Source organism: Candidatus Cyanaurora vandensis (assembly GCF_013285555.1).
Taxonomy (GTDB): Bacteria; Cyanobacteriota; Cyanobacteriia; order Gloeobacterales; family Anthocerotibacteraceae; genus Cyanaurora; species Cyanaurora vandensis.
Genome location: NZ_JAAXLT010000148.1, coordinates 1 through 18,374, shown reverse-complemented (window position 1 = coordinate 18,374; position 18,374 = coordinate 1). Strand labels below are relative to the sequence as shown.

Below are 18,374 nucleotides of genomic sequence, written 5' to 3'. Positions count from 1 at the left end.
GTATAAGAAAACTCTTTTGCTCCTCTAATTTTTGATGGCGCTGCTCCCAGTCCCACATCCCTTGTTGGCCCATCGTAATTTTTTGGTGAGGTCTTTTTTGTTTTCTCACTTTCACTAATCTTCAGCAATTAGGATGCAATTAATCGAGGTGCCCTTTTATTAAATTTTGGAGTTGTACCTCATGACATGATTTACAAATAGTTGAACTCAATAAGGAAATTACCGTGTTTACACCAAGTCAATATGTAGGGATCGTGATGGTACTCTCGCTATTCACGTTTACTGTTCGTGCAGCAGGTTGAACAGTACCGACAAACTTTGACAAGATTCGTGCTGAATATGGAGCTCGGGATGATTTCAGCCAGGTGTGTGAGGAGCATTCACCCGGCGAAGCCCTAAAGGATGCAATGGAGAATAAGAACTGGGCTGAGGCTGTGAAGTTATCTGAGCCTTGGTTAGTTGCTTGTCCAGTGGATGCTCGCATTCATTGGTTGCGTTCCCTGGTGCTGGAGGAACAGTGGGAAAAAGAGGAAGCCGATAAACATAAGAAGTGGTTCGTTGGTTTGATTGAGTCCGTTATGTCATCGGGGGATGGTAAAACACCAGAGACCGCCTACGAAACTATCTCCGTCGGAGAAGAGTACGCTGTACTGATGGCCCTACGACTTGACTTCAAAAAGCAAAGACTTATCACCAGATTACGCGTGGATGAAATGACCGTTGAGAATGAGCAAGGTGAGGAACTTAAGGTTTTCTTCAGTCCCAAACCCCACTTTCGCCGATTGGAAAAATTATTTTCCAACTAATGAATTGGGTTGTCGCTTAATTCCCCAATTGACTACACAATTGCCGAAAACAGTTGCCCCGTGCTTCAAAGTTGGCAAACTGGTCATAACTGGCACAGGCTGGTGAGAGTAGCACCGTCGCCGCGCCTTTACTTTTGGCCCAGGCGAGGGGTACGGCCTCAGCGAGATCCCGACAGATGGTAAAGGCCAAGTAGCCCGACTTCTTAAGTAACTCAGCGAAGACCGGGGCGGCTTGTCGGTAGAGGACCATCCTGAGGGCGGCCCGGTGAATTTGCTGGAGCAGAGTTGGGGGTTGCCCTGTGTGGCCTGTCCCCCAGTGAGGAGAATGACAGGCGTAGTCATCGCGCTCCAGATACCCCTCAGTCTTTTTTTAGTGCCTCGCATCCTGAAGGGAACGTGTGAAACCAATTTTGTGCAAGGCTTCCACGCGTTTTTCGGTAAACCATCCTCCACCTGCCCGCGCAACAGGCAACCTCCCCACCATACCCCCGAGGATATGCTCTCAGTCCTAGGCCGTGGCTCTCTCTCTGACGTGTAGTCCTACCCCAGTATCCGCCCTAGGTAAGGTCTGGGTCTCATCGGGTCCGTGCAATCGCCTCATCCATAGGTCCACTTTCACCAGAGATACGGACATCAAGAAGAACAGGGGCGAAAACCACCAATTGCACCGGGGGGCAGAAAGTGGCAGTATAAACAGGTATGAGCCAGAACGTCTTAATTGTGGGTGCTAGTGGCTGTGTCGGTCACTATCTCGTGGAGGAGTTGGCATCCAACCCGGACTACCAGTTGTACCTGTTGCTCCGTAACCGGGCCAAGTTGAAGTTTGACCCGACGCGGCTCACTAATGCGGTCCTGATTGACGCGGGTCTGGGGGATTTTGACCGCTACCGCGATTACCTGCCGGAGATAGACCAAGTGGTGAATCTAGCGGCTGCTTGGGGCGATCCCCAAGAGACCCAGCAGGTCAACGTAGACTACCCCTTAGCCCTCTACGAACTACTCCCTGACCGCTGCCAGCGCATCATCCATTTTTCAACCGCGAGCATTCTGGGGCGCAATAATCAGCTTCTACCCGAGGCTCAGTCCATCGGTACGGACTATATTCGGACCAAATATCTGTGCTATCAACGCCTCGCTCAGTTAAGGATCAAGGACCGGATTACCACAGTATTCCCGACCCTGATCCTGGGGGGGGCCAAGGACAAACCCTATTCCCACGTCTGCACCGGCTTGCCTGAACTCATTAAATGGTTCCAGGTAATCCAGTGGTTGCGCAGTGAGGGTAGTTTCCACTTTATTCACGCCCAGGATATCGCTGTTATTATCCGCCACCTGTTGAGTGCGCCCACAGTATCCCCCACTCTAGTCCTCGGTAACCCCCACATCACGATCAATGAGTGCATCGAACAGGTCAGTGACTACCTGGGTAAACGGGCTCCCTGGACTTACGAACTGAGCTTAGCCCGCGCCCGCAGTTTGGTGAAATGGTTGCCGATCCGCCTCGCGCCCTGGGATGAGTTCTGTATGAGCTACCGCCACTTCCGTTACGAGACGGTCAACGCTGCCACCTTTGGGCTACCTGTGGTTGCCGGGACGATGGAAGAAGTATTGGGAATGTACGGTACACCTTAGACACGAGTGGGGTGACGCAATGGTTTACAACGCTGACCTACCAAGTTCAAAAGAATTAAACATTGACAACTTATCTCGAGTCTTTAAGGACACTACCAATTCCTATAAATATATTTATTTCTTATCCCTCCTCGATATTCTGAGAAGGCGGAGTTTCGACGTTTCGTTAGCCGTCTCATTTCGAGAATTAACCATTGAAATGTTAGCTAACGCTTGGTTCCCTCACACTTATTTTAAACTCTCTTTTGGTTTACGAGACCAGATTACCAAAAAACTAGACTCGCTCCAGTTACACATTACCGATGCGGTCTTGAAATTCACTGATACGGATAAGCAGCAACTCAGGGAGACCATCGGTGGGCAAAAGCTTAATGATTCATTGATGCGGTATGTACCCACTCGTTTTATTAGACCGTTTTCCAATCATGAGATCTCAGGAGTTGCAGAGGCTAAGGTCAAGGCTAGGGTGACTGATTGGGCTTCTCAACATTATGATACAGGTGATGTTCCCTACAAGATTGAGGAACAAGCAATAACCATTCATCAAAAATGGGCTGACTATTTCCAGGAAAATTACGTCATTGTCCGGGGCTGGATCGCCTGGGAATGGCTCAATTATATGCAACGTTGCAATCCTAATGTCCCGGCTATAGCCAACAAACTTTTCCCGCCACAAGAACGGGCTTCCCTCAAAAAGCAAAAACAATATTGGAAGGTAGTTCTAGAAAACGCTCCGGTGTACTGTCTCTTCTCAGGAAAGCCTATCACCGAGAAATTACCGCCCCTCGATCATTATCTACCTTGGTCTTTTGTTGCCCATGACCAACTCTGGAACTTGATTCCGATTCTAGCCAGCGTTAATTCTGTTAAGTCGAGTAATTTACCAGACTCAAGTTATCATCAGAATTTTATCTCTCTACAACATTTGAGTCTAGTAACTACCCGTAAATATTTAATGGAGGAAAAGTGGAATCAGTACACAGAGTCCTATTTGTTAGATCTAAAGATTACCAACAGGGATGATATCCTCGACATTGAGATTCTAAACAACGCCTACAAACCCCTATTAGCATCATTGACCACACTGGCAAAGGGACAGGGCTTCGCATCTGGCTGGGTCTACAGGTTTTGAGTGAGTTTTCTGGTCTACTTTATTGGGTGCTCAAGGCTGGACTAACGGCAGAAAAACCGGGACTAAACCAGGGTGAGCCAATAGTAACGTTGGGAAGGAACGCCGACCATAATCTTGACCGGGTTGAAGCGGAAAAGGGGGATTGGGTTCCAGGGCCAGCCAATGGGCACCACTCGCTTGTGCAATAACCCAAGCGGCGGCAATATCCCAGACTTTAGTGGCAATTTCTACCGAACCGACCATGCTCCCTTTGGCAACCGCAAGCAAGTTATACACGCCTGAACCCAAGACACGAGGTTTACCAGGGAATTCAGGACAATACAAACCCAAGCTGCGTGAACAGAAACTGAAAAACTCGTTGGGTCCAGCCCCAGCCGTGGTTGGGCGGATCAGGTTGCCATTACAAAAAGCTCCCGTGGGTAAGTCAGACCCGGCACTAGGCCAAAAACCATAATAAGTCTCACCGAGGGTAGGGAAGTAGGCGTAGCCGAAGACAGGTATCCCCTGATACAGCAACCCCAAGGAGATCCCCCAAAACGGAATTCCCCGCGCAAAGTTTGTTGTCCCGTCTAGAGGGTCCACCACCCAACACCAATCAGTATCTGGGAAGACCTGGGTGAATTCCTCTGTCAAGAGCCCATGGTCCGGGAAGTGCTGATGGATCGCCATACGGATCTGGTGGTCTGCCCATTCGTCGGAGGCCGTAATCAGACTGCCATCACTCTTGGCTTGGGTCAGGGCCTGTACTTGGCTGTTGAGGAGGAGTTGGGCACCGACCTGCTGGGTCGTCGTCTGGGCAAAATTGAGGAGGATGGACCCAGTTAGGGGAGGCATTATTGGGCCATCCGGCCTTCTTTGACAGCGGTCCCAAAAAGATAGACCGTCGCTGGACTACTGACCAGAAAAATTAGTACCGTCGCGATCGTCCCGAATTTGGGATTGCCAAAGGCCAACTCAAATACACAGCCAACAGCGGCAATCGCCATGATGCAGGCCCCGCCCAGGTACAGATAAATCTTGGTATTCATGGCCCCAGTTAGGTAGTTGCTTCCAGGGTATCAGGCGGATGGCTCCCCGCCCCAAGAGCTATGCCTTTACCTATGCTTGGTTGAGATTAGGTCTTGGCTTTAATAGGGGGTTTTGTGCGGTGGAGATAGTGGTTGGCTCTGCTTTCAACAGCTTGTGAGGGCGGGTGAGTAACTTATCCGGTTTAACAACTACTGTTTAAATAGCTCACCTACTTACTGGACCCCGCCCTCTAGCCGACTCTTCCTCTTTCTTTCCTCTCTGCTTGCCTTGGTTCCCCACCACGCCTGTGCCCATAAGGGTATGGGGCGGAGGGGCCTCTTAGCCCAATCGCTCCAGTAAGCGCACCGCATTCCGGGCTGAGTAGCTGACCCCGGCGGTGCCCTCCCCCGGATAGGTAGAGTCGCCCACCAGCCAGACATTCGGGACCGGGGTGCGGTTGGACAAGGCCAGCGGACCGAACTGCCAGGGCCGTTGCGCTACCCCCCCGACCATACCCAAATTGCGGTGAGTGAAACGCTTAAATGTGCGCGGTGTAGCACTCTCTTGGTGGACCAAGTGTTCCTCCAAGCCCGGAAAGTACGGCTCCAGTTGAGCCAAGGCTGCCGCAGTCGCGGTCTGTTTGAGGGTGTCGTAATCCTGGGGTCCCCACCAAGGAGCCGTCGGTACAAATGAAGAGGCAATGATGGTTGCCATCCCCGCCGGAGCGCGTCCATCCCCAGGCCGGGAAACCGAGACAAACAAAGACCCCCCGGCTTCATCCAGAAACTGGAGATGGGGCGGGCAGTCTGGGGGAATACAGCCATTCTTGACCCCCAAATACACCACAAAGGCTCCTGACGCTTCTGGTAACTGGTTGACTTGGCGGCTGTAGGTATTTTTTAGTTGTAATAGGCGGGTTAAATCCCAGCAGGTAACATTGGCGAACACTTGGTCACAGGGCACTTCCCAGGCTTTCTCGTTACGCAGGTCCGCTACTTGCACCGCCCTCGCCCGTCCGTCCTTGAGCAAAATTCGCTCCGCCCGTTGCCGGGTCAACAGTCTGCCCCCGTGCTGGACTAAGGCTTGGTGCAGACGCTCACTCAGCACTTGCATACTGCCCTTGAGGTGAAAAAGACCCCGGGGTGCGGTGGACAGACCCAGTGCCACGGCTCCATAGAGGGCCGCTGTCTCATCGGCACCCACCTGAGAATAGAGTTTGAGTTGTAAATCCAGGAACTGTTTGAGCCGGGGGTCCCGGTTCCCCGAGCGTTTGAGGACATCGCCCACAGTCTGGAGGGCGTAGGGCAGCGTCGTGAGAGTCTGGGGCTTGAGCTTCAGGAGTAGTTGCCAGAGGTCGTTGAGATTCTGGAACGGGAGGATGGGTTCAGTCTGGTTAAACGCCCAACACCGGGTAAATAGGTCGTCCATTACCTGCCAAAAAGGACCGCTCCCTGGGAATTGAGTAGCACGTTCAGCCTGCCAGCGTTTAGGGTCCCGCCAAACCGAGATCGGCTGACTCTCCCCCGGTAAATAGACCGCACAGGCCGGGTCGCAGGGAGTTACCTCCGGCGGTGCTACGCCCAGTTCCCGAAAAATCTGGTCATGGATACCACCAGGCTCAAGCCCCGCTACCTGGGTCGCCCCGACATCAAAGGTAAAACCCCGCCGCTTGAATGTAGAAGCACAACCACCGGGGAGGGCCGCCTGTTCAAGGACCAAGACATCAAAACCACGCTTAGCTAACAAAGCCCCGGCGGTCAAACCCCCAATCCCCGCCCCAATCACGACGACTTGCTGTTTTTGTGTCATATAACTTAATTTAACGTAAACTTTCAGCCTCCACGGTAGCGTTCATTCAATGCAGTTATGGCTTGGTCTGCCAAGGGATGGTCGGGGTGTCTGTGCCAGTAGCGGTACAAGCGTTTGAGCCAAGTCCCCCAGTAGGGCCGGAGATCTAGGGGGAAGACTTGGAGGAGGTCCGGGGAGGCAATCACGAGCACCCCCTGCTGGATACGGGTGTCATACATCCGGTTAATGGCACTGGCGTAGGCCGTCATCTGTAAGATGTAGTCCTCGACCCAGGCCAGTTGTTTAGGTTTACTGCTGGTTTTCCAATCCAGGACCACGGGATAGCGTCCGTCCTCTGCCCCCCAGTAACAGGCCAAGTCCACGACCCCGGCATAATGGCCAATTCTGTGCCAAACCACGGACTCAATCAGAAAGGGTTCTTCTAGGAGGGGCAGGACGGTCTGGGTCTTTTCCCAGAAGCTAGAGACCAAAGCCGCCTGTTCGGGCGTGGCGCGGGCGAGGGCGGCGGCGACATCTTCGCTCTTGAGGTGGGTCTCCGTCAGTTTGTGGAGAAGCGTACCCCGACTAGTGGCTTCCTGGGTAATGCGTTGAGCCTCGGCGGCCCCGACTCGTTCACGCCATTGGGCCAAGCGTCGTAGTTTTTCAGGGTTTTGGGTCTCGCGTAAAATTGTGCTGACCCCTGGGTAGGCTTGACCCTCCACTTGATAGTGACGGCCTTTGGGTCGCGGGGCTTCCGGTTCCATGGTTGCGCTGAAGTAATCCCCATACCCTAGCCGAACTTCTGACCGTTGCAACTAGAAACTCAAGGCTCCAGGGAACTGCCAAATCCGCGCCTTGGCCTTGAGCCTGAGGATGTCCTGGTTCAGGCTAAAACAATCCAGCCCCAACTCCAGCCCGTGCAGATCTACGGTCAGCGTATTCAAAAAATCCTGTAATGCCTGGGCTAACTGGGGTGTTCCGCCCGTAACCACCGCCTTACCCGTCGCTCCCGCCGTCAAGACAAAATCCCGCCGCTCAGCTCCCCAAATTCCACTAAGGAACATCTGTTGGTCCTGCAAACCTTCGACCCGCAACCCCGTCAGCAGTTCTTGGTCAATCACCAACCGCGCCAGGGTGTCCTTGAGGAGGACACTACCCAAAAAGTTATTAAAATCCTGAGCATTTAAGTCCAGTTGGGCTGTCGCCTGGACGGTCTCGCGCAGGATGATCTGACCCCGCAAGACCGCGCCCACCTCAACTCCGATCGCCCCGGCTCGGACTGCAATGGCCCGACAGGTAACGCCCCGTGGACTCTGCCAGCCCCGCCCATGGACTTCCACACCATCCACCCAACCATTTAAGAGCGCTAAAAAATTCTTCGAGACTACCCGCACCACCACGCTCTCTTGGCGGGCTAGGCACTGTTTGAGGCCTAAAGTGGCTAAATTGCTCAGGACATCGGTGGTCAGGGACATCCCCCCACTTTAATCTCTCAACCACCCAACACAGCCCAAACGATTTCCACCAAAACCCAACCGTAGGCCAAGGCCAGTCCTACCCCCACCCCCGCCCGCGATACCCGGTCCCGGCGGGTCGGTAGCGGATATTGCCGTAACTGCACTTGGACGCGGTAGGTCCGCTGGGGCCGATTGTGCTGAGTAGAACGTTCAATCATCATGGCAGTATCCCAGGTTGCAATGGTCGTATTCTAGTTCGTTCTTTTGGCTAAATCAAGAACTAGAGTTTTTATTTTTTTACTGGAGAACTAATTCTTGGGTTTGGCGGTACAGTATAGTAAGTGCAGTGCGGTAAGGTCCGATGTCCTCAGCAAAACAGGAATTATCCCCCCTGGGTCAGACCATCCTGGCTTGGATGCGGCGTGAAGGGTTGAGTCTGAGTGCGGCGGCGGGGGTTTGCCAGATCTCCCCAGCGGGTCTCAAAAAAAATATGCAGCGCGGGCACCAACCCGAACACCGCACACTCCAGAAGATTGCTCAGGGGATGGGGATAGCGGTGGAGCGGGTAGAGTCCCTAGCGCGGGGTGAGGATAGTACCCCCCCCGAACGGGATTTAGTTTTGATTCCCCGCTATGGAGTAGAAGCGAGTGCGGGCCTGGGGACCTTTGTGGAAGGAGAGCCCGTGGAAGGTTTGTTGGCCCTCAGCCGCGATCTGGTCCGGGGTTCCCTCCACGCCCAACCCCAACAGTTATCGGCCTTATACGTCAAGGGCGACTCCATGGAACCTCTCCTCCGGGCCGGGGATGTGGCGGTGATTGACCACGGGCAGGCCCACGACCACACGGACGGGACTTATGTATTGCGGATCAACGGTTCCCTATTAATTAAGAGTCTGCAATGGCTACCGGGGACCAAACTCCGGGTCAAGAGTGAGAACCCGGCCTACGAGTCCTACATCGTTGATCCCACGGATGAGGTGGACATCATCGGGCGGGTGGTTTGGGCGGGTCGCAAATTTTAGGTACCTTAGGGCTGATCCCCAGGGCTAGTTTTCTCTTACCCCCGGTGGATGTTGGGGACCTACGCTTTTGAGAACCTGTTAGGAGATAAAACGTTCCAGGAGGTTTCCATGGCGATCGGCACGAATGATACTACTGCGGCCCACGGCAACCACCGGGTCAGCATCGAAGTCCAGGCTCCCCAAGAGCTGGTTTATCGCCTGTGGAGCCAGTTTGAACGCTTTCCTGATTATTTTCGCCATGTGCGCGAAGTCACCGTGGACCCCCAGGACTCCAGTATTCAACATTGGAAGGGCGCGGTCTTGGGACTAGATCAGGAGTGGGACGCGCAAGTCACCGCCCTAACGCCCTATCAGGTAATTGCTTGGCGGTCCATCTCCGGTTTTGAGAATAGTGGCTCCCTCACTTTTGAAGAGCGGCAGGCCACCAACGGCACGGGGAGCGTCACCTATGTCACCGTACAGATTGGCTACGACCCGCCCCTGGGTGTGCTTGGCGATTTTGCCGAAGCCGTCTGGGTGAAACAACGTTTTGATAATGGGCTGGAGCAGGACCTCAGCCAATTTAAAGAACTAGCTGAGCGTCTGTATCAACAGGTGGGCACGGGTCGGAGTATGGACCAAGTTCTCAATGAAGCCGGGATTACTAGCAACCCTAATGATGGTCGTGAAAAAGCGATTACCACGGACTACACCACTTCTCACGTACCCATGCCCAACATCATCACCACCCAAGAATTCAAGAACCGGCTGGACTGGGGTGAGGTCGGGTTTACTATCCTTGATGTCCGTCCCGTCGAGTTATTCAAGCTAGGCCACATCCGGGGCGCATCCTCCACACCTTTAGAGGTCTTGGTAGAGCAGGTCTACGCGATTGCCGGGAAAATGGAAGGCGGGCTAGACCGTCAGATTTTGGTCTATGGCGACCAGGATGGTCTGAGCCAACGGGCCGCCCAGATTTTACGGGCTGAGGGCTATACCATCGTCCTTGATTATGTGGATGGGTTCAGCGCGTGGCAGGCAGCGGGCTTACCCGTGGAAACCCAGTCCATTGGTCAGATCGATGCTAAGGGTTTACCCGAGCGCAGTGATTACCTCGACCGAGTCATTACCGCCCCGACGATCCATGACAACCCGACGGTCGGTCCTGAACCCAGTACCCGCAAAGATGGTCCCGCCGGCGTCGCCGCAGTGGAGGGTCGTGACGGATGACAACTAGCCTGAACACGACCCGACTGCTCGCTCTCGTCACCCAGGCCCAACTGCACGTCGCTGAAAAGGTTCAGCATCGTGAACAAGGACCGATTGAGATTATCTTGTGGCGGTTGGGCTTTATCACCACCCACCAACTCGCCACGATCCTTTAGGAGAATTTATGCTACTGCTTACCCACAAGCCCACTGGGGACCTCGTTGAAGTAGTCCACCTTGATGAACTGACTAACCCCCTCCAGGGTGAGATTCTCGTCCGTGTCCAAGGCGGTCAAGAAGAACAGGACCCCGGACCCGTGCCCAAGGCCGAACTGGGTTTCCCCTCGGGTGAGGATTTGCCCCGTTGCTGGCTAGATGTGGATTACCGGGGCGGCGGCAAGTAATTTACCCATAGTAAAAAACCCCACGCACGGTGGGGTTTTTTGCAGGAGCTTGTTGTAAAAGCTAGCGGATGTATTCTTTGAGGACGGAGTTACGGTTGGGGTGGCGTAGTTTCCGCAGGGCCTTAGCTTCGATCTGGCGGATGCGTTCGCGGGTGACGTTGAAGATCTGTCCGATTTCCTCAAGGGTCTTCATCCGACCATCATCCAGGCCATAGCGGAGGCGCAATACATCCCGTTCACGGGGGTTGAGGGTGTTGAGGACAGATTCCAGGTCCTCGCGGAGCAGATTCTTAGCTACCCGGTCCTCGGGCATCTCTCCGTCCGCTTCGATGAAGTCACCCAAGCGCGAATCTTCTTCCTTACCAATCGGGGTCTCTAGACTGATCGGCAGTTGGGCGGATTTGGCGATGAAGCGCAGTTTCTCAATCGTCATCTCCATCCGGTCAGCAATTTCTTCTTCCGTGGGTTTACGGCCTAGCTCCTGGGAGAGTAGTTTGGTCGTTTTTTTGATCCGCGAAATTGTTTCGTAGAGATGGACTGGGAGCCGGATCGTCCGCGATTGGTCGGCAATGGCGCGGGTAATCGCTTGACGAATCCACCAAGTGGCGTAGGTCGAAAATTTATAGCCTTTTTCGTGGTCGAATTTCTCCGCCGCCCGAATCAGGCCCAAGGAACCTTCTTGGATCAAGTCCTGAAAAGACAGGCCCCGGTTCATGTATTTCTTGGCGATGGAGACCACCAGCCGCAGGTTGGAGTGGACCATCTTATCCTTGGCCCGCCGTCCCTTCGCCAGCCGGATGATGAAGCGGTTGGGCTTGTCCCCGGCAGCGACGGCCCATTCGAGTTCGGTGGGGAGGTGATTGAGACGGTGCTGGAGCGTTTCGCGGAGGCGTTCGAGGGCCAAGAGGTCCGCAATTTGACGGGCCAACTCAATCTCTTCATCTGCCCGCAACAACCGGATGCGCCCGATTTCTTGCAGATAGACCCGGATCGAGTCTTCGGTGTAATGGGCCCGTTGGGCGCGGACTCGTTTGCGGGTCGTGCGAGTCAGCCCCGCCTCTACTTCACCGAGTTCTTCGACGGGGGTTTCCTCTAGGTCAGACACCTCACTGTCAAAGGCCACGTCGGACTTCAGCACATCAATCACAGTTTCTACCTTGGGCATCGGGCACTCCTCACAGGGTCAGCAGGTCAGGCATGGTCTCATCGCCTCGGAGTACACAGGCCAGACTCCAAAGCTTGCTCGGGGCGGCAGGGGTAGGCGAAAGCCCTTTTGATTGTAGCGGCAATCTTTGATTAGACAAGTGCATCTGTGTGCGTCGGTTTTAGTATAATGGACGACCATATTGACGTGGGTCTAAATTCGTAAAAACAATCTATAGCCTTTAGACTGATAGCAAAAGTTTTTGATTATTGCCATGAACCCAACCAATACCCGTGAACGTTACTTGCTAGTGGCGGTCTTACCCGATGAGTCCTTGGCCCTGCGGGCCTACCGCCTGCTCCAACAAGGCGGCATCTCCCCGGCGAATATTGCGATTGTTGGGCGGGGCTACCGGGATTGTGATGCGGTGGGCTTCGCCCAACCTTTGGTCGTCTCGCGCCAACGGGCTTACTGGACAGCGGCCCTCACGGGCGTAATCGGGGTCGTCATGGGGGTGGTTTTTCAAGTCATCACGGCCCCACGGTTTGAGGTTATCCCCGGCAATCCATGGGCGAACTGGGCCATCGCAGCGGTGGCAGCGGGCTTGTCCGGGGCGATGGGTGGCTTTTTCGTTGGTGGCGGGGTGGGCTACTTCAGTGAGAGCGGCGAGTCCCTGTCCTATCGAGTCAAGGTGGACCGGGGCAAGTACCTGATTCTTGTGGAGGGTCCAGAATCCCTGGTGGAAGAATCCGCCCTCCTCTTGGAGACCGTCAGCGAGTCTACGCAACGCTATTATTTCCGGCCCTCAGCGGTGGCAAACCAGTAGACCCTATGACCCAGATCTTGCTCGTGGAGGATGATGTCAAACTCGCCCGCTTCATCGAGTTGGAGTTGGCGAGTGAGGGCTATCAGGTGCGCGTGACCTACGATGGGATTGCGGGTCTGACGGCTTTGCGTGAGTCGCCCCCAGACTTGGTCATTATGGATTGGGGGTTGCCGGGGGTCTCGGGGCTAGAGATCTGTCGGCGGCTCAGGGCAACGGGCAACCAACTCCCGATTATCCTCTTGACCGCCCGTGATGAAGTGACTGACCGGGTGACGGGGTTGGATGCCGGGGCCGATGATTACCTGAGTAAACCTTTTAGTATTGAGGAATTGCTCGCCCGCATCCGTGTTCGTCTGCGCTCCACCCAGCACCGGGATGAACTGTGTTTCGAGGAGGTGCGGCTCAATCGTCAGACCCGCGAGGTTTACCGGGGTGGGTGTGCCCTAGCGTTAACCGTTAAAGAATTCAATCTTCTGGAATATCTACTCGTCCACCCGCGTCAAGTCCTGACCCGCACTGCCATCCTGGACCGGATTTGGGGCTACGACTTCACCGGCGATACCAACGTGATTGAGGTCCACATCCGCAATTTACGGGTGAAGCTAGAGCAGTCTCACAAGAAGCGTCTCATCCAGACCGTACGCGGGATTGGCTATGTCCTACGCGGGGACTGAATGGGGGAGCGTCAGGGTTACGGTCGTCCCTGTATTCGTTGAGTGAATCATCAGTTCCCCGCCATGGGCAGTCATGATGCGTTGGACCAAGGCCAAGCCCAGACCCACCCCGGTTGCCTTAGTGGTATAAAAAGGTTCAGTTAACCGGGGCAGGACTTCAGCAGGGACTGGGGGACCGCCATTATGGACTTGGACGAGGGCTTTTTCAGATGTGCTACTGACCGTCCAAGTAATCGTCTCCCCGGCGGCAACCGCTTCACAGGCGTTGGTAAAGATATTGATGAAGACCTGCTGGAGTTTGTCAGGGTCAGCCTGGACCCAGACCGGGACGGATGACGATACCAAGATAACTGTCCGTTCTTGGGCCACGGGTAGGCTCCGTAACTGGCTGAGCAGAGTCCGGCTGAACGGGTTGAGTTCGAGGCCCTGCAGTTGGAGGACTTGGGGTTTGGCGTAAAGGAGGATCTGCCGGAGGAGTTTCTCCAGTCGTTCACTCTCGTCTAGGGCGAGGGTGAGATATTCCTGGGAGGTGGGGGGAATGATGCGCTGTAACCGTTGCAAAACGCCCCAGATCGTTGTGAGGGGATTGCGGACCTCGTGGACAATCATCGCGGCAAATTCGCCCATTGCTGCCAAGCGTTCCCGCTCGACCAGTTCAGCTTGAGCAGTGTGGAGTTGTTGGGTCCGCAGGGCCACTTCCTGTTCGAGGTCTTGGTGAAACTGTTGTTCTTTTTGCCAGAGTCGGTAGTTATCGAGGACTGTCGCTGCCCGTTCCGCAAACATCTCCACCAAGCGTACGACTTCAGCACTATAGGACCGCGACTGGCGATGGAAAGAACAGATCGTCCCAATGATCTGTCCCTGGGGGGTCCGTAGGGGGATACCCAGATAGGATTGATAACCCTGGGGGGGCCGCCCATATTCTGGGTGGTCCTGGGTATTCTCAACGATGAGGGTGCGACCCAGTTGGACTACGGTCCCGGTCAGCCGCCCATGTAGAGCGTAGACTTGGCTGTCCTCCTCACTGAGGTCCACACTACTTGCCAGGACGGTCTCTAGCCCGTCTTCACAGAGTGTTACCACGGTCCAGTCCACCTTAATTAATTCACTGACCCCCACCGCAATCGTCCGCAAATAAGTAGCGAGGTTCCCAGTCCGGTAGCTGAGAGCAGAGAGGATCTCAAGGATTTCTTGGGCCTGCTGCCAGGGTGCGTTGTCCATATCAGTCACCAGGAGGAGTCTAGTTGAGGAAGCTGAAGTTTTGCTGAAGCTACAGGGTGATTATCTCAGCAAATCAGCGGTTTTTCTGTGGGCTCTATTTCAGTGGGGATCAGTTGTAAACGGCATGGTGGAGCTATCTGTCGTGAAGCCACTATGCACGCACGTGAACGCTTGTCAGACCAGGAACTCTTCCGGGGGCTAAAAACGGGTCGCCTAGCTGATTTAAGCCTTCTCTACGCACGCTATTATCCGCAGGTCCTCCGGGTGGCCCAACAGATCCTCGGTAACCCCCTCGACGCTGAAGACCTGACTCAGGAAGTATTCCTCATCCTCTGGCAGGGGAACTACGATCCCGGACGCGGGACCCTCGGCGGCTACTTAAACCTCGTCACCCGTTCGCGGGCAATTGACCGACTACGGACGCGCAGCACCGCCCGCCGCGTCCTCACTAAGTGGCAAAGCTCCACCCCCAGCGAGACTAACCATCCTTTAGAGCAACTGGTGGCTCAGGAGGACTGTTGTACTGTACGTCTAGCTCTCACCCGACTACCCCAGCGGCAGCGGCAGGTCTTGGAGTTGGCCTATTACGGCGGGCTGAGCCAGTCCAAGATCGCCACCGCCATCCACACGCCCCTGGGTACAGTTAAATGTTGGATGCGGCAGGGCCTAGGTACGCTCCGCCAACACTTACAACAAGTCAGCTAAAACCATCCAATTTCCGAATCCAACCGTAATAGTTTTGTACACCCCATCTGGGAGTTGGTTATGCGGACAATCTTCGCGCTGTTATTGACCTTTGCTACTGTATTACCTGTTGCTCAAGCTGAGCCCGTCTACCTAGCCCAAGCGAGTGATTCAATCGCGGCGGACTCCAAAGCGATGCGTCAAGAGCTTGACTTGCTGAAAAAAGAAGTCCAAGCCATGAAAAAGGATATCAGCGCGATGAAGTCAATGATGGCGAAAAATAACGCCATGATGAAAGGTGATGCCATGAAGGGTGATGCCATGAAGGGCGATGCCATGAAGGGCGACGCGATGAAGGGCGACGCGATGAAGCCCTAGTCTTGAGTCAAAATATCCCAGGGGAGGGATTGACCTTCCTCCCTCAACGAGATTAGTTAGACTGAGCAATGACCCCAACCGAGTGCAAGATGACCACTGCCACGCCCAAAAGTAATGCCCGTAAACCACCAGTCCCTAAGCAAGACTTGGCTATCAAAGTTTTTCACTGGGTCAATATCATCAGTCTTTTCGCGCTCATGGGTAGTGGGCTACGGATCTACAATGCCAATCCAGTTTTTGGAGGACGCGGCGGCTGGACTTTCCCCACGGAACTGACCCTAGGCGTGGGTTTGGCTGGGGCGCGGCACTGGCACTTCTTCTTCATGTGGTTCTTCGGTCTCAATCTACTTTGGTATGGAATCTATATTTTGTTCACTAAACGCTGGAAAAATCGTTACGTGAGTAGTAGTGATGTCAAGGTACTGCGTGAGGGTAATAACCCTAAACGTAAGAACTATGCCTACCACCGTTTGGTCTATACCCTATTTATTCCCCTTTTGCTATTGGCAGTTTTGACCGGGTTGGGGATGTGGAAGCCCGTGCAGTTCGGGTGGATTGTCGCGCTTTTCGGCAGTTGGCAGGCGTTGCGGGTGGTCCACTTCTTCTCAATTCCAGCGGTTTTGTTCTTGCTTATCTTTCACTCGCTCCTGGCCCTCAAGGTTGGGGAATGGCGTTTAGTCCGCTCGATCTTCGCGTAGGTGTCCGATGTCCTTCCAACGACGTAATTTTATTAAGTTGAGTTCGTTGAGTCTGCTCTTGTCCGCCTGCGGGTCCGGGCAGATCCAGGGCCAGATTGACGGTTCGCTGCAATCGCTCTCAGAAGAACCAACCGCGAGTTTTGAACAGTTACTTTTTAGTACCCAGCGGTTGGCCCCCGAGTTCAAGGCATCTGAGGTTGATCTCGGTACCAATCTCGGCAATACCTACGAGGACATTCTCCCTAACCCAGACCTTGCCGCCTATCGGCTCACCGTGGGTGGGCTTGTCAAGCGGCCCCAATCCCTGAGTCTGGCGCAAATCAAAGCCCTACCCTACAAAAGCGAGATTATCCGGCAAGTCTGTGTCGAGGGTTGGTCAAAAATTGTCCAGTGGGGCGGGTTGCCCATGGTGGAATTGCTGAAACTTGTGGAGCCGACCCCAGAAGTACGCTACATCTTTTTCCGTTCATTAGACGGCTTTACCAATAACCAAGGCGAGTTGTATGGCTACTACGAAACCTGGGATCTGGCCTCCTGCATCCATCCCCAGACGCTCCTAGTTTATGAACATAATGGTGAACCTATTTCCCAGGTTCGTGGTGCCCCGCTACGTCTCGCTTCACCGATTAAATTAGGGTACAAAAATATCAAGTTCGTCCAAGAAATTATGCTCCTCAAGGAGATGCCCCAACAGGTCGGTTATTGGGAAGACCAGGGCTACGAGTGGTACGGAGGACTCTAGCATCCATTGGGCATTCCGACTCGTATTTATAATAGATACCGAGGGATAGGGATGGATCGACGGAAACTGCTGGTTTTAGGATTGTTGGGGAGTGTGTCGCTTTGGGCACAGGCTGAAGCTGGAACTAAACCGATGCCCGAGTTTCAAGGAATTAGTACTTGGCTCAACAGTAAACCCCTTACAGTTGACAGCTTGCGGGGGAAGGTGGTTGCCGTCCAGTTTTGGACCTTGGGCTGTATCAATTGCCAGCGTACCCTACCCACTATCGTCAAACTTAACCGTAACTATGCGGCGCAAGGTCTAGTCATTGTCGGGGTCCATACGCCCGAGTTTCCCTATGAGCGGGACCTCAACAACATTAAGTCCGCGCTCAAACGTTACGAGATTACCTACCCGGTTGCCGTTGACAATGGCTTCAAAACTTGGCGAGCCTACAATAACGAGTATTGGCCCCATCTTTTTGTGGCAGACCGTCAGGGTCAGATCCGCTATGACCATATTGGGGAGGGGGCCTACGACGAGACCGACCAGAAAATCCGCCAACTGCTTGCCCAGGCATGAACTCAACCCTGCTAATTCTGGCTCCCGTGGCGGGTTTGGCAACGGTCCTCTCGCCCTGTATCCTGCCCATCTTGCCGATTCTCGTGGGTCGTTCGCTCAAAAGTCACCGCTACGGGCCGGTTGCCCTCGTTGGCGGACTGGTTGTGGCCTTTGCCTTGGTGGGGAGTGTCCTGAGTTTAGGAGCCGAAGTTTTAGGACCGCTCAATAGCTGGCTTAGACTCGGGGCCATTTGGGTTTTGTTGTTGTTAGGTGTGGCAGCAGCTTTCCCGAAGCTCAGTTATGGTTTTTTTGCTCAGGTTGCCCACTTTACCCAGCGATTTTTGCCGCCGACTGAAGCGCAGGACAGGGGGTTATGGAGTGAATTCTGGGTGGGGACGCAGTTGGGCGTGGTTTGGATTCCCTGCGCGGGTCCGGTCCTCGGCTCAATCATTACGCTAGTTGCTGTCGAACAGGCGGTGGTCCAAGGTTTTTTGGCTCTTTTTGCCTATGCATTAGGGGCGGCGGTACCCATGCTCGCCCTCGCCTACGGCGGTAAGGGCTTGGTGGAACGGACGCGCTGGCTCTACCCCCACACTGAGTTATTGCAACGGATCGGCGGGGTGGTGATTGCCCTGACCGCGATCGCTATCCTCTTGGGCCTCGACAGTGAACTGCAACGTTGGCTTGCTCCCCTCTTTCCGCCCCCCTTGTTGTAAAGCTTTCCATGCGACTGTTGTCGCTCCAGAAACCTTACTGCCCTCCACCCTGCCGCGCTATCTAGTATCCATCACCGAAAACCTATCGCAACTTTCTCGGAAATATAAAATTAGTGTGAACTGGGTTGGTGGGATCATGGAAGAGCTCATTTCCTTAATTGATAGCAACCCGGACCCACGGGTTTTGAAGCACGCTTTGACCGTCAAAATGAGCTTACCATGTTATCCTTTAGCAATTATCTCCGAGACTTTACAGGTTTCTGCCCCCTTTGTAAGCAAGTGGAAAGGCGTATATCAGCAAGCGGGCATGACCGGG

Annotated in this window: 24 protein-coding genes and 1 pseudogene; 16 read left to right on the top strand and 9 right to left on the bottom strand. The window is 54.2% G+C overall.

Features of this window, described 5'->3' with window-relative positions; genetic code table 11:
- The first annotated feature begins 365 nt into the window (after window positions 1–365).
- Complete coding sequence (locus HFM78_RS10255; protein WP_287129350.1) at window positions 366–806, top strand: DUF4919 domain-containing protein; 441 nt, start codon at window positions 366–368, stop codon at window positions 804–806.
- 16 nt (window positions 807–822) lie between these two features.
- On the opposite strand, the gene HFM78_RS10250 is transcribed toward HFM78_RS10255, so the two are convergent.
- A complete protein-coding gene (locus HFM78_RS10250) occupies window positions 823–1,056 on the bottom strand; it encodes a hypothetical protein (RefSeq protein ID WP_287129349.1) in 234 nt (77 codons plus the stop codon).
- A 449-nt stretch (window positions 1,057–1,505) separates the two neighbouring features.
- On the opposite strand from HFM78_RS10250, the gene HFM78_RS10245 reads away from it, so the two are divergent.
- Window positions 1,506–2,438, top strand: coding sequence for an NAD(P)-dependent oxidoreductase (locus HFM78_RS10245; protein ID WP_287129348.1), 933 nt, complete (start codon window positions 1,506–1,508; stop codon window positions 2,436–2,438).
- 19 nt (window positions 2,439–2,457) lie between these two features.
- Complete coding sequence (locus tag HFM78_RS10240) at window positions 2,458–3,570, top strand: HNH endonuclease domain-containing protein (RefSeq protein ID WP_287129347.1); 1,113 nt, start codon at window positions 2,458–2,460, stop codon at window positions 3,568–3,570.
- Between the two features lie 30 nt (window positions 3,571–3,600).
- On the opposite strand, the gene HFM78_RS10235 is transcribed toward HFM78_RS10240, so the two are convergent.
- The 6 genes from HFM78_RS10235 to HFM78_RS10210 form a co-directional block, all read right to left on the bottom strand.
- Window positions 3,601–4,404, bottom strand: coding sequence for an inositol monophosphatase family protein (locus HFM78_RS10235; RefSeq protein WP_287129346.1), 804 nt, complete (start codon window positions 4,402–4,404; stop codon window positions 3,601–3,603).
- Window positions 4,404–4,598: a hypothetical protein gene (locus tag HFM78_RS10230; RefSeq protein ID WP_287129345.1), complete on the bottom strand. Its 195-nt coding sequence runs from the start codon at window positions 4,596–4,598 to the stop codon at window positions 4,404–4,406. The genes HFM78_RS10235 and HFM78_RS10230 overlap by 1 nt, the downstream gene beginning before the upstream one ends.
- A 319-nt stretch (window positions 4,599–4,917) precedes the next feature.
- On the bottom strand, window positions 4,918–6,387 hold the full coding sequence (gene crtD, locus HFM78_RS10225) for a C-3',4' desaturase CrtD (protein ID WP_287129344.1): 1,470 nt from the start codon (window positions 6,385–6,387) through the stop codon (window positions 4,918–4,920).
- Window positions 6,388–6,410: 23 nt separating this feature from the next.
- Window positions 6,411–7,130, bottom strand: a complete 720-nt coding sequence (locus HFM78_RS10220) for a PD-(D/E)XK nuclease family protein (protein ID WP_287129343.1) — start codon at window positions 7,128–7,130, stop codon at window positions 6,411–6,413.
- A gap of 51 nt (window positions 7,131–7,181) precedes the next feature.
- A complete protein-coding gene (locus HFM78_RS10215; RefSeq protein ID WP_287129342.1) occupies window positions 7,182–7,841 on the bottom strand; it encodes an LmeA family phospholipid-binding protein in 660 nt (219 codons plus the stop codon).
- A 17-nt stretch (window positions 7,842–7,858) separates the two neighbouring features.
- Entirely contained in the window at window positions 7,859–8,044 is a 186-nt protein-coding gene (locus HFM78_RS10210) for a hypothetical protein (protein WP_287129341.1), read from the bottom strand.
- 140 nt (window positions 8,045–8,184) lie between these two features.
- On the opposite strand from HFM78_RS10210, the gene HFM78_RS10205 reads away from it, so the two are divergent.
- From HFM78_RS10205 to HFM78_RS10190, 4 genes are all read left to right on the top strand, one after another.
- Window positions 8,185–8,844, top strand: coding sequence for a S24 family peptidase (locus HFM78_RS10205; RefSeq protein ID WP_287129340.1), 660 nt, complete (start codon window positions 8,185–8,187; stop codon window positions 8,842–8,844).
- A 108-nt stretch (window positions 8,845–8,952) separates the two neighbouring features.
- Entirely contained in the window at window positions 8,953–10,053 is a 1,101-nt protein-coding gene (locus HFM78_RS10200; RefSeq protein WP_287129339.1) for an SRPBCC family protein, read from the top strand.
- The gene (locus HFM78_RS10195) at window positions 10,050–10,208 is read left to right on the top strand and encodes a DUF2949 domain-containing protein (RefSeq protein WP_287129338.1); all 159 of its coding nucleotides are present in this window, start codon (window positions 10,050–10,052) and stop codon (window positions 10,206–10,208) included. Before HFM78_RS10200 ends, HFM78_RS10195 begins: the two co-directional genes overlap by 4 nt.
- 8 nt (window positions 10,209–10,216) lie before the next feature.
- On the top strand, window positions 10,217–10,435 hold the full coding sequence (locus HFM78_RS10190; RefSeq protein ID WP_287129337.1) for an acetyltransferase: 219 nt from the start codon (window positions 10,217–10,219) through the stop codon (window positions 10,433–10,435).
- A 61-nt stretch (window positions 10,436–10,496) separates the two neighbouring features.
- Here HFM78_RS10190 and rpoD read toward each other — a convergent pair whose 3' ends face one another.
- Window positions 10,497–11,600, bottom strand: coding sequence for an RNA polymerase sigma factor RpoD (rpoD, locus tag HFM78_RS10185; RefSeq protein ID WP_287129336.1), 1,104 nt, complete (start codon window positions 11,598–11,600; stop codon window positions 10,497–10,499).
- Between the two features lie 253 nt (window positions 11,601–11,853).
- Between rpoD and HFM78_RS10180 the strand changes: the two genes are divergently transcribed.
- Both HFM78_RS10180 and HFM78_RS10175 read left to right on the top strand, forming a co-directional pair.
- Window positions 11,854–12,405 (top strand): hypothetical protein, encoded by a 552-nt coding sequence (locus HFM78_RS10180; protein ID WP_287129335.1) that lies wholly within the window; start codon window positions 11,854–11,856, stop codon window positions 12,403–12,405.
- 5 nt (window positions 12,406–12,410) lie between these two features.
- Entirely contained in the window at window positions 12,411–13,079 is a 669-nt protein-coding gene (locus tag HFM78_RS10175) for a response regulator transcription factor (protein WP_287129334.1), read from the top strand.
- Here HFM78_RS10175 and HFM78_RS10170 read toward each other — a convergent pair.
- Entirely contained in the window at window positions 13,065–14,300 is a 1,236-nt protein-coding gene (locus HFM78_RS10170) for a GAF domain-containing sensor histidine kinase (RefSeq protein WP_287129333.1), read from the bottom strand. The two genes, HFM78_RS10175 and HFM78_RS10170, sit on opposite strands and share 15 nt — an antisense overlap.
- Before the next feature lie 153 nt (window positions 14,301–14,453).
- On the opposite strand from HFM78_RS10170, the gene HFM78_RS10165 reads away from it, so the two are divergent.
- From HFM78_RS10165 to HFM78_RS10135, 7 genes and pseudogenes are all read left to right on the top strand, one after another.
- Entirely contained in the window at window positions 14,454–15,005 is a 552-nt protein-coding gene (locus tag HFM78_RS10165; protein WP_287129332.1) for a sigma-70 family RNA polymerase sigma factor, read from the top strand.
- 60 nt (window positions 15,006–15,065) lie between these two features.
- Complete coding sequence (locus HFM78_RS10160) at window positions 15,066–15,362, top strand: pentapeptide MXKDX repeat protein (RefSeq protein ID WP_287129331.1); 297 nt, start codon at window positions 15,066–15,068, stop codon at window positions 15,360–15,362.
- An 89-nt stretch (window positions 15,363–15,451) separates the two neighbouring features.
- Complete coding sequence (locus tag HFM78_RS10155; protein WP_287129330.1) at window positions 15,452–16,060, top strand: cytochrome b/b6 domain-containing protein; 609 nt, start codon at window positions 15,452–15,454, stop codon at window positions 16,058–16,060.
- A gap of 7 nt (window positions 16,061–16,067) precedes the next feature.
- Entirely contained in the window at window positions 16,068–16,802 is a 735-nt protein-coding gene (locus tag HFM78_RS10150) for a molybdopterin-dependent oxidoreductase (RefSeq protein WP_287129329.1), read from the top strand.
- 51 nt (window positions 16,803–16,853) lie between these two features.
- Window positions 16,854–17,363: a thioredoxin family protein gene (locus HFM78_RS10145; protein WP_287129328.1), complete on the top strand. Its 510-nt coding sequence runs from the start codon at window positions 16,854–16,856 to the stop codon at window positions 17,361–17,363.
- The gene (locus HFM78_RS10140; RefSeq protein WP_287129327.1) at window positions 17,360–18,058 is read left to right on the top strand and encodes a cytochrome c biogenesis CcdA family protein; all 699 of its coding nucleotides are present in this window, start codon (window positions 17,360–17,362) and stop codon (window positions 18,056–18,058) included. The genes HFM78_RS10145 and HFM78_RS10140 overlap by 4 nt, the downstream gene beginning before the upstream one ends.
- A 136-nt stretch (window positions 18,059–18,194) precedes the next feature.
- Window positions 18,195–18,374 (top strand): annotated as a pseudogene (locus tag HFM78_RS10135) (IS630 family transposase); the annotation flags it as partial.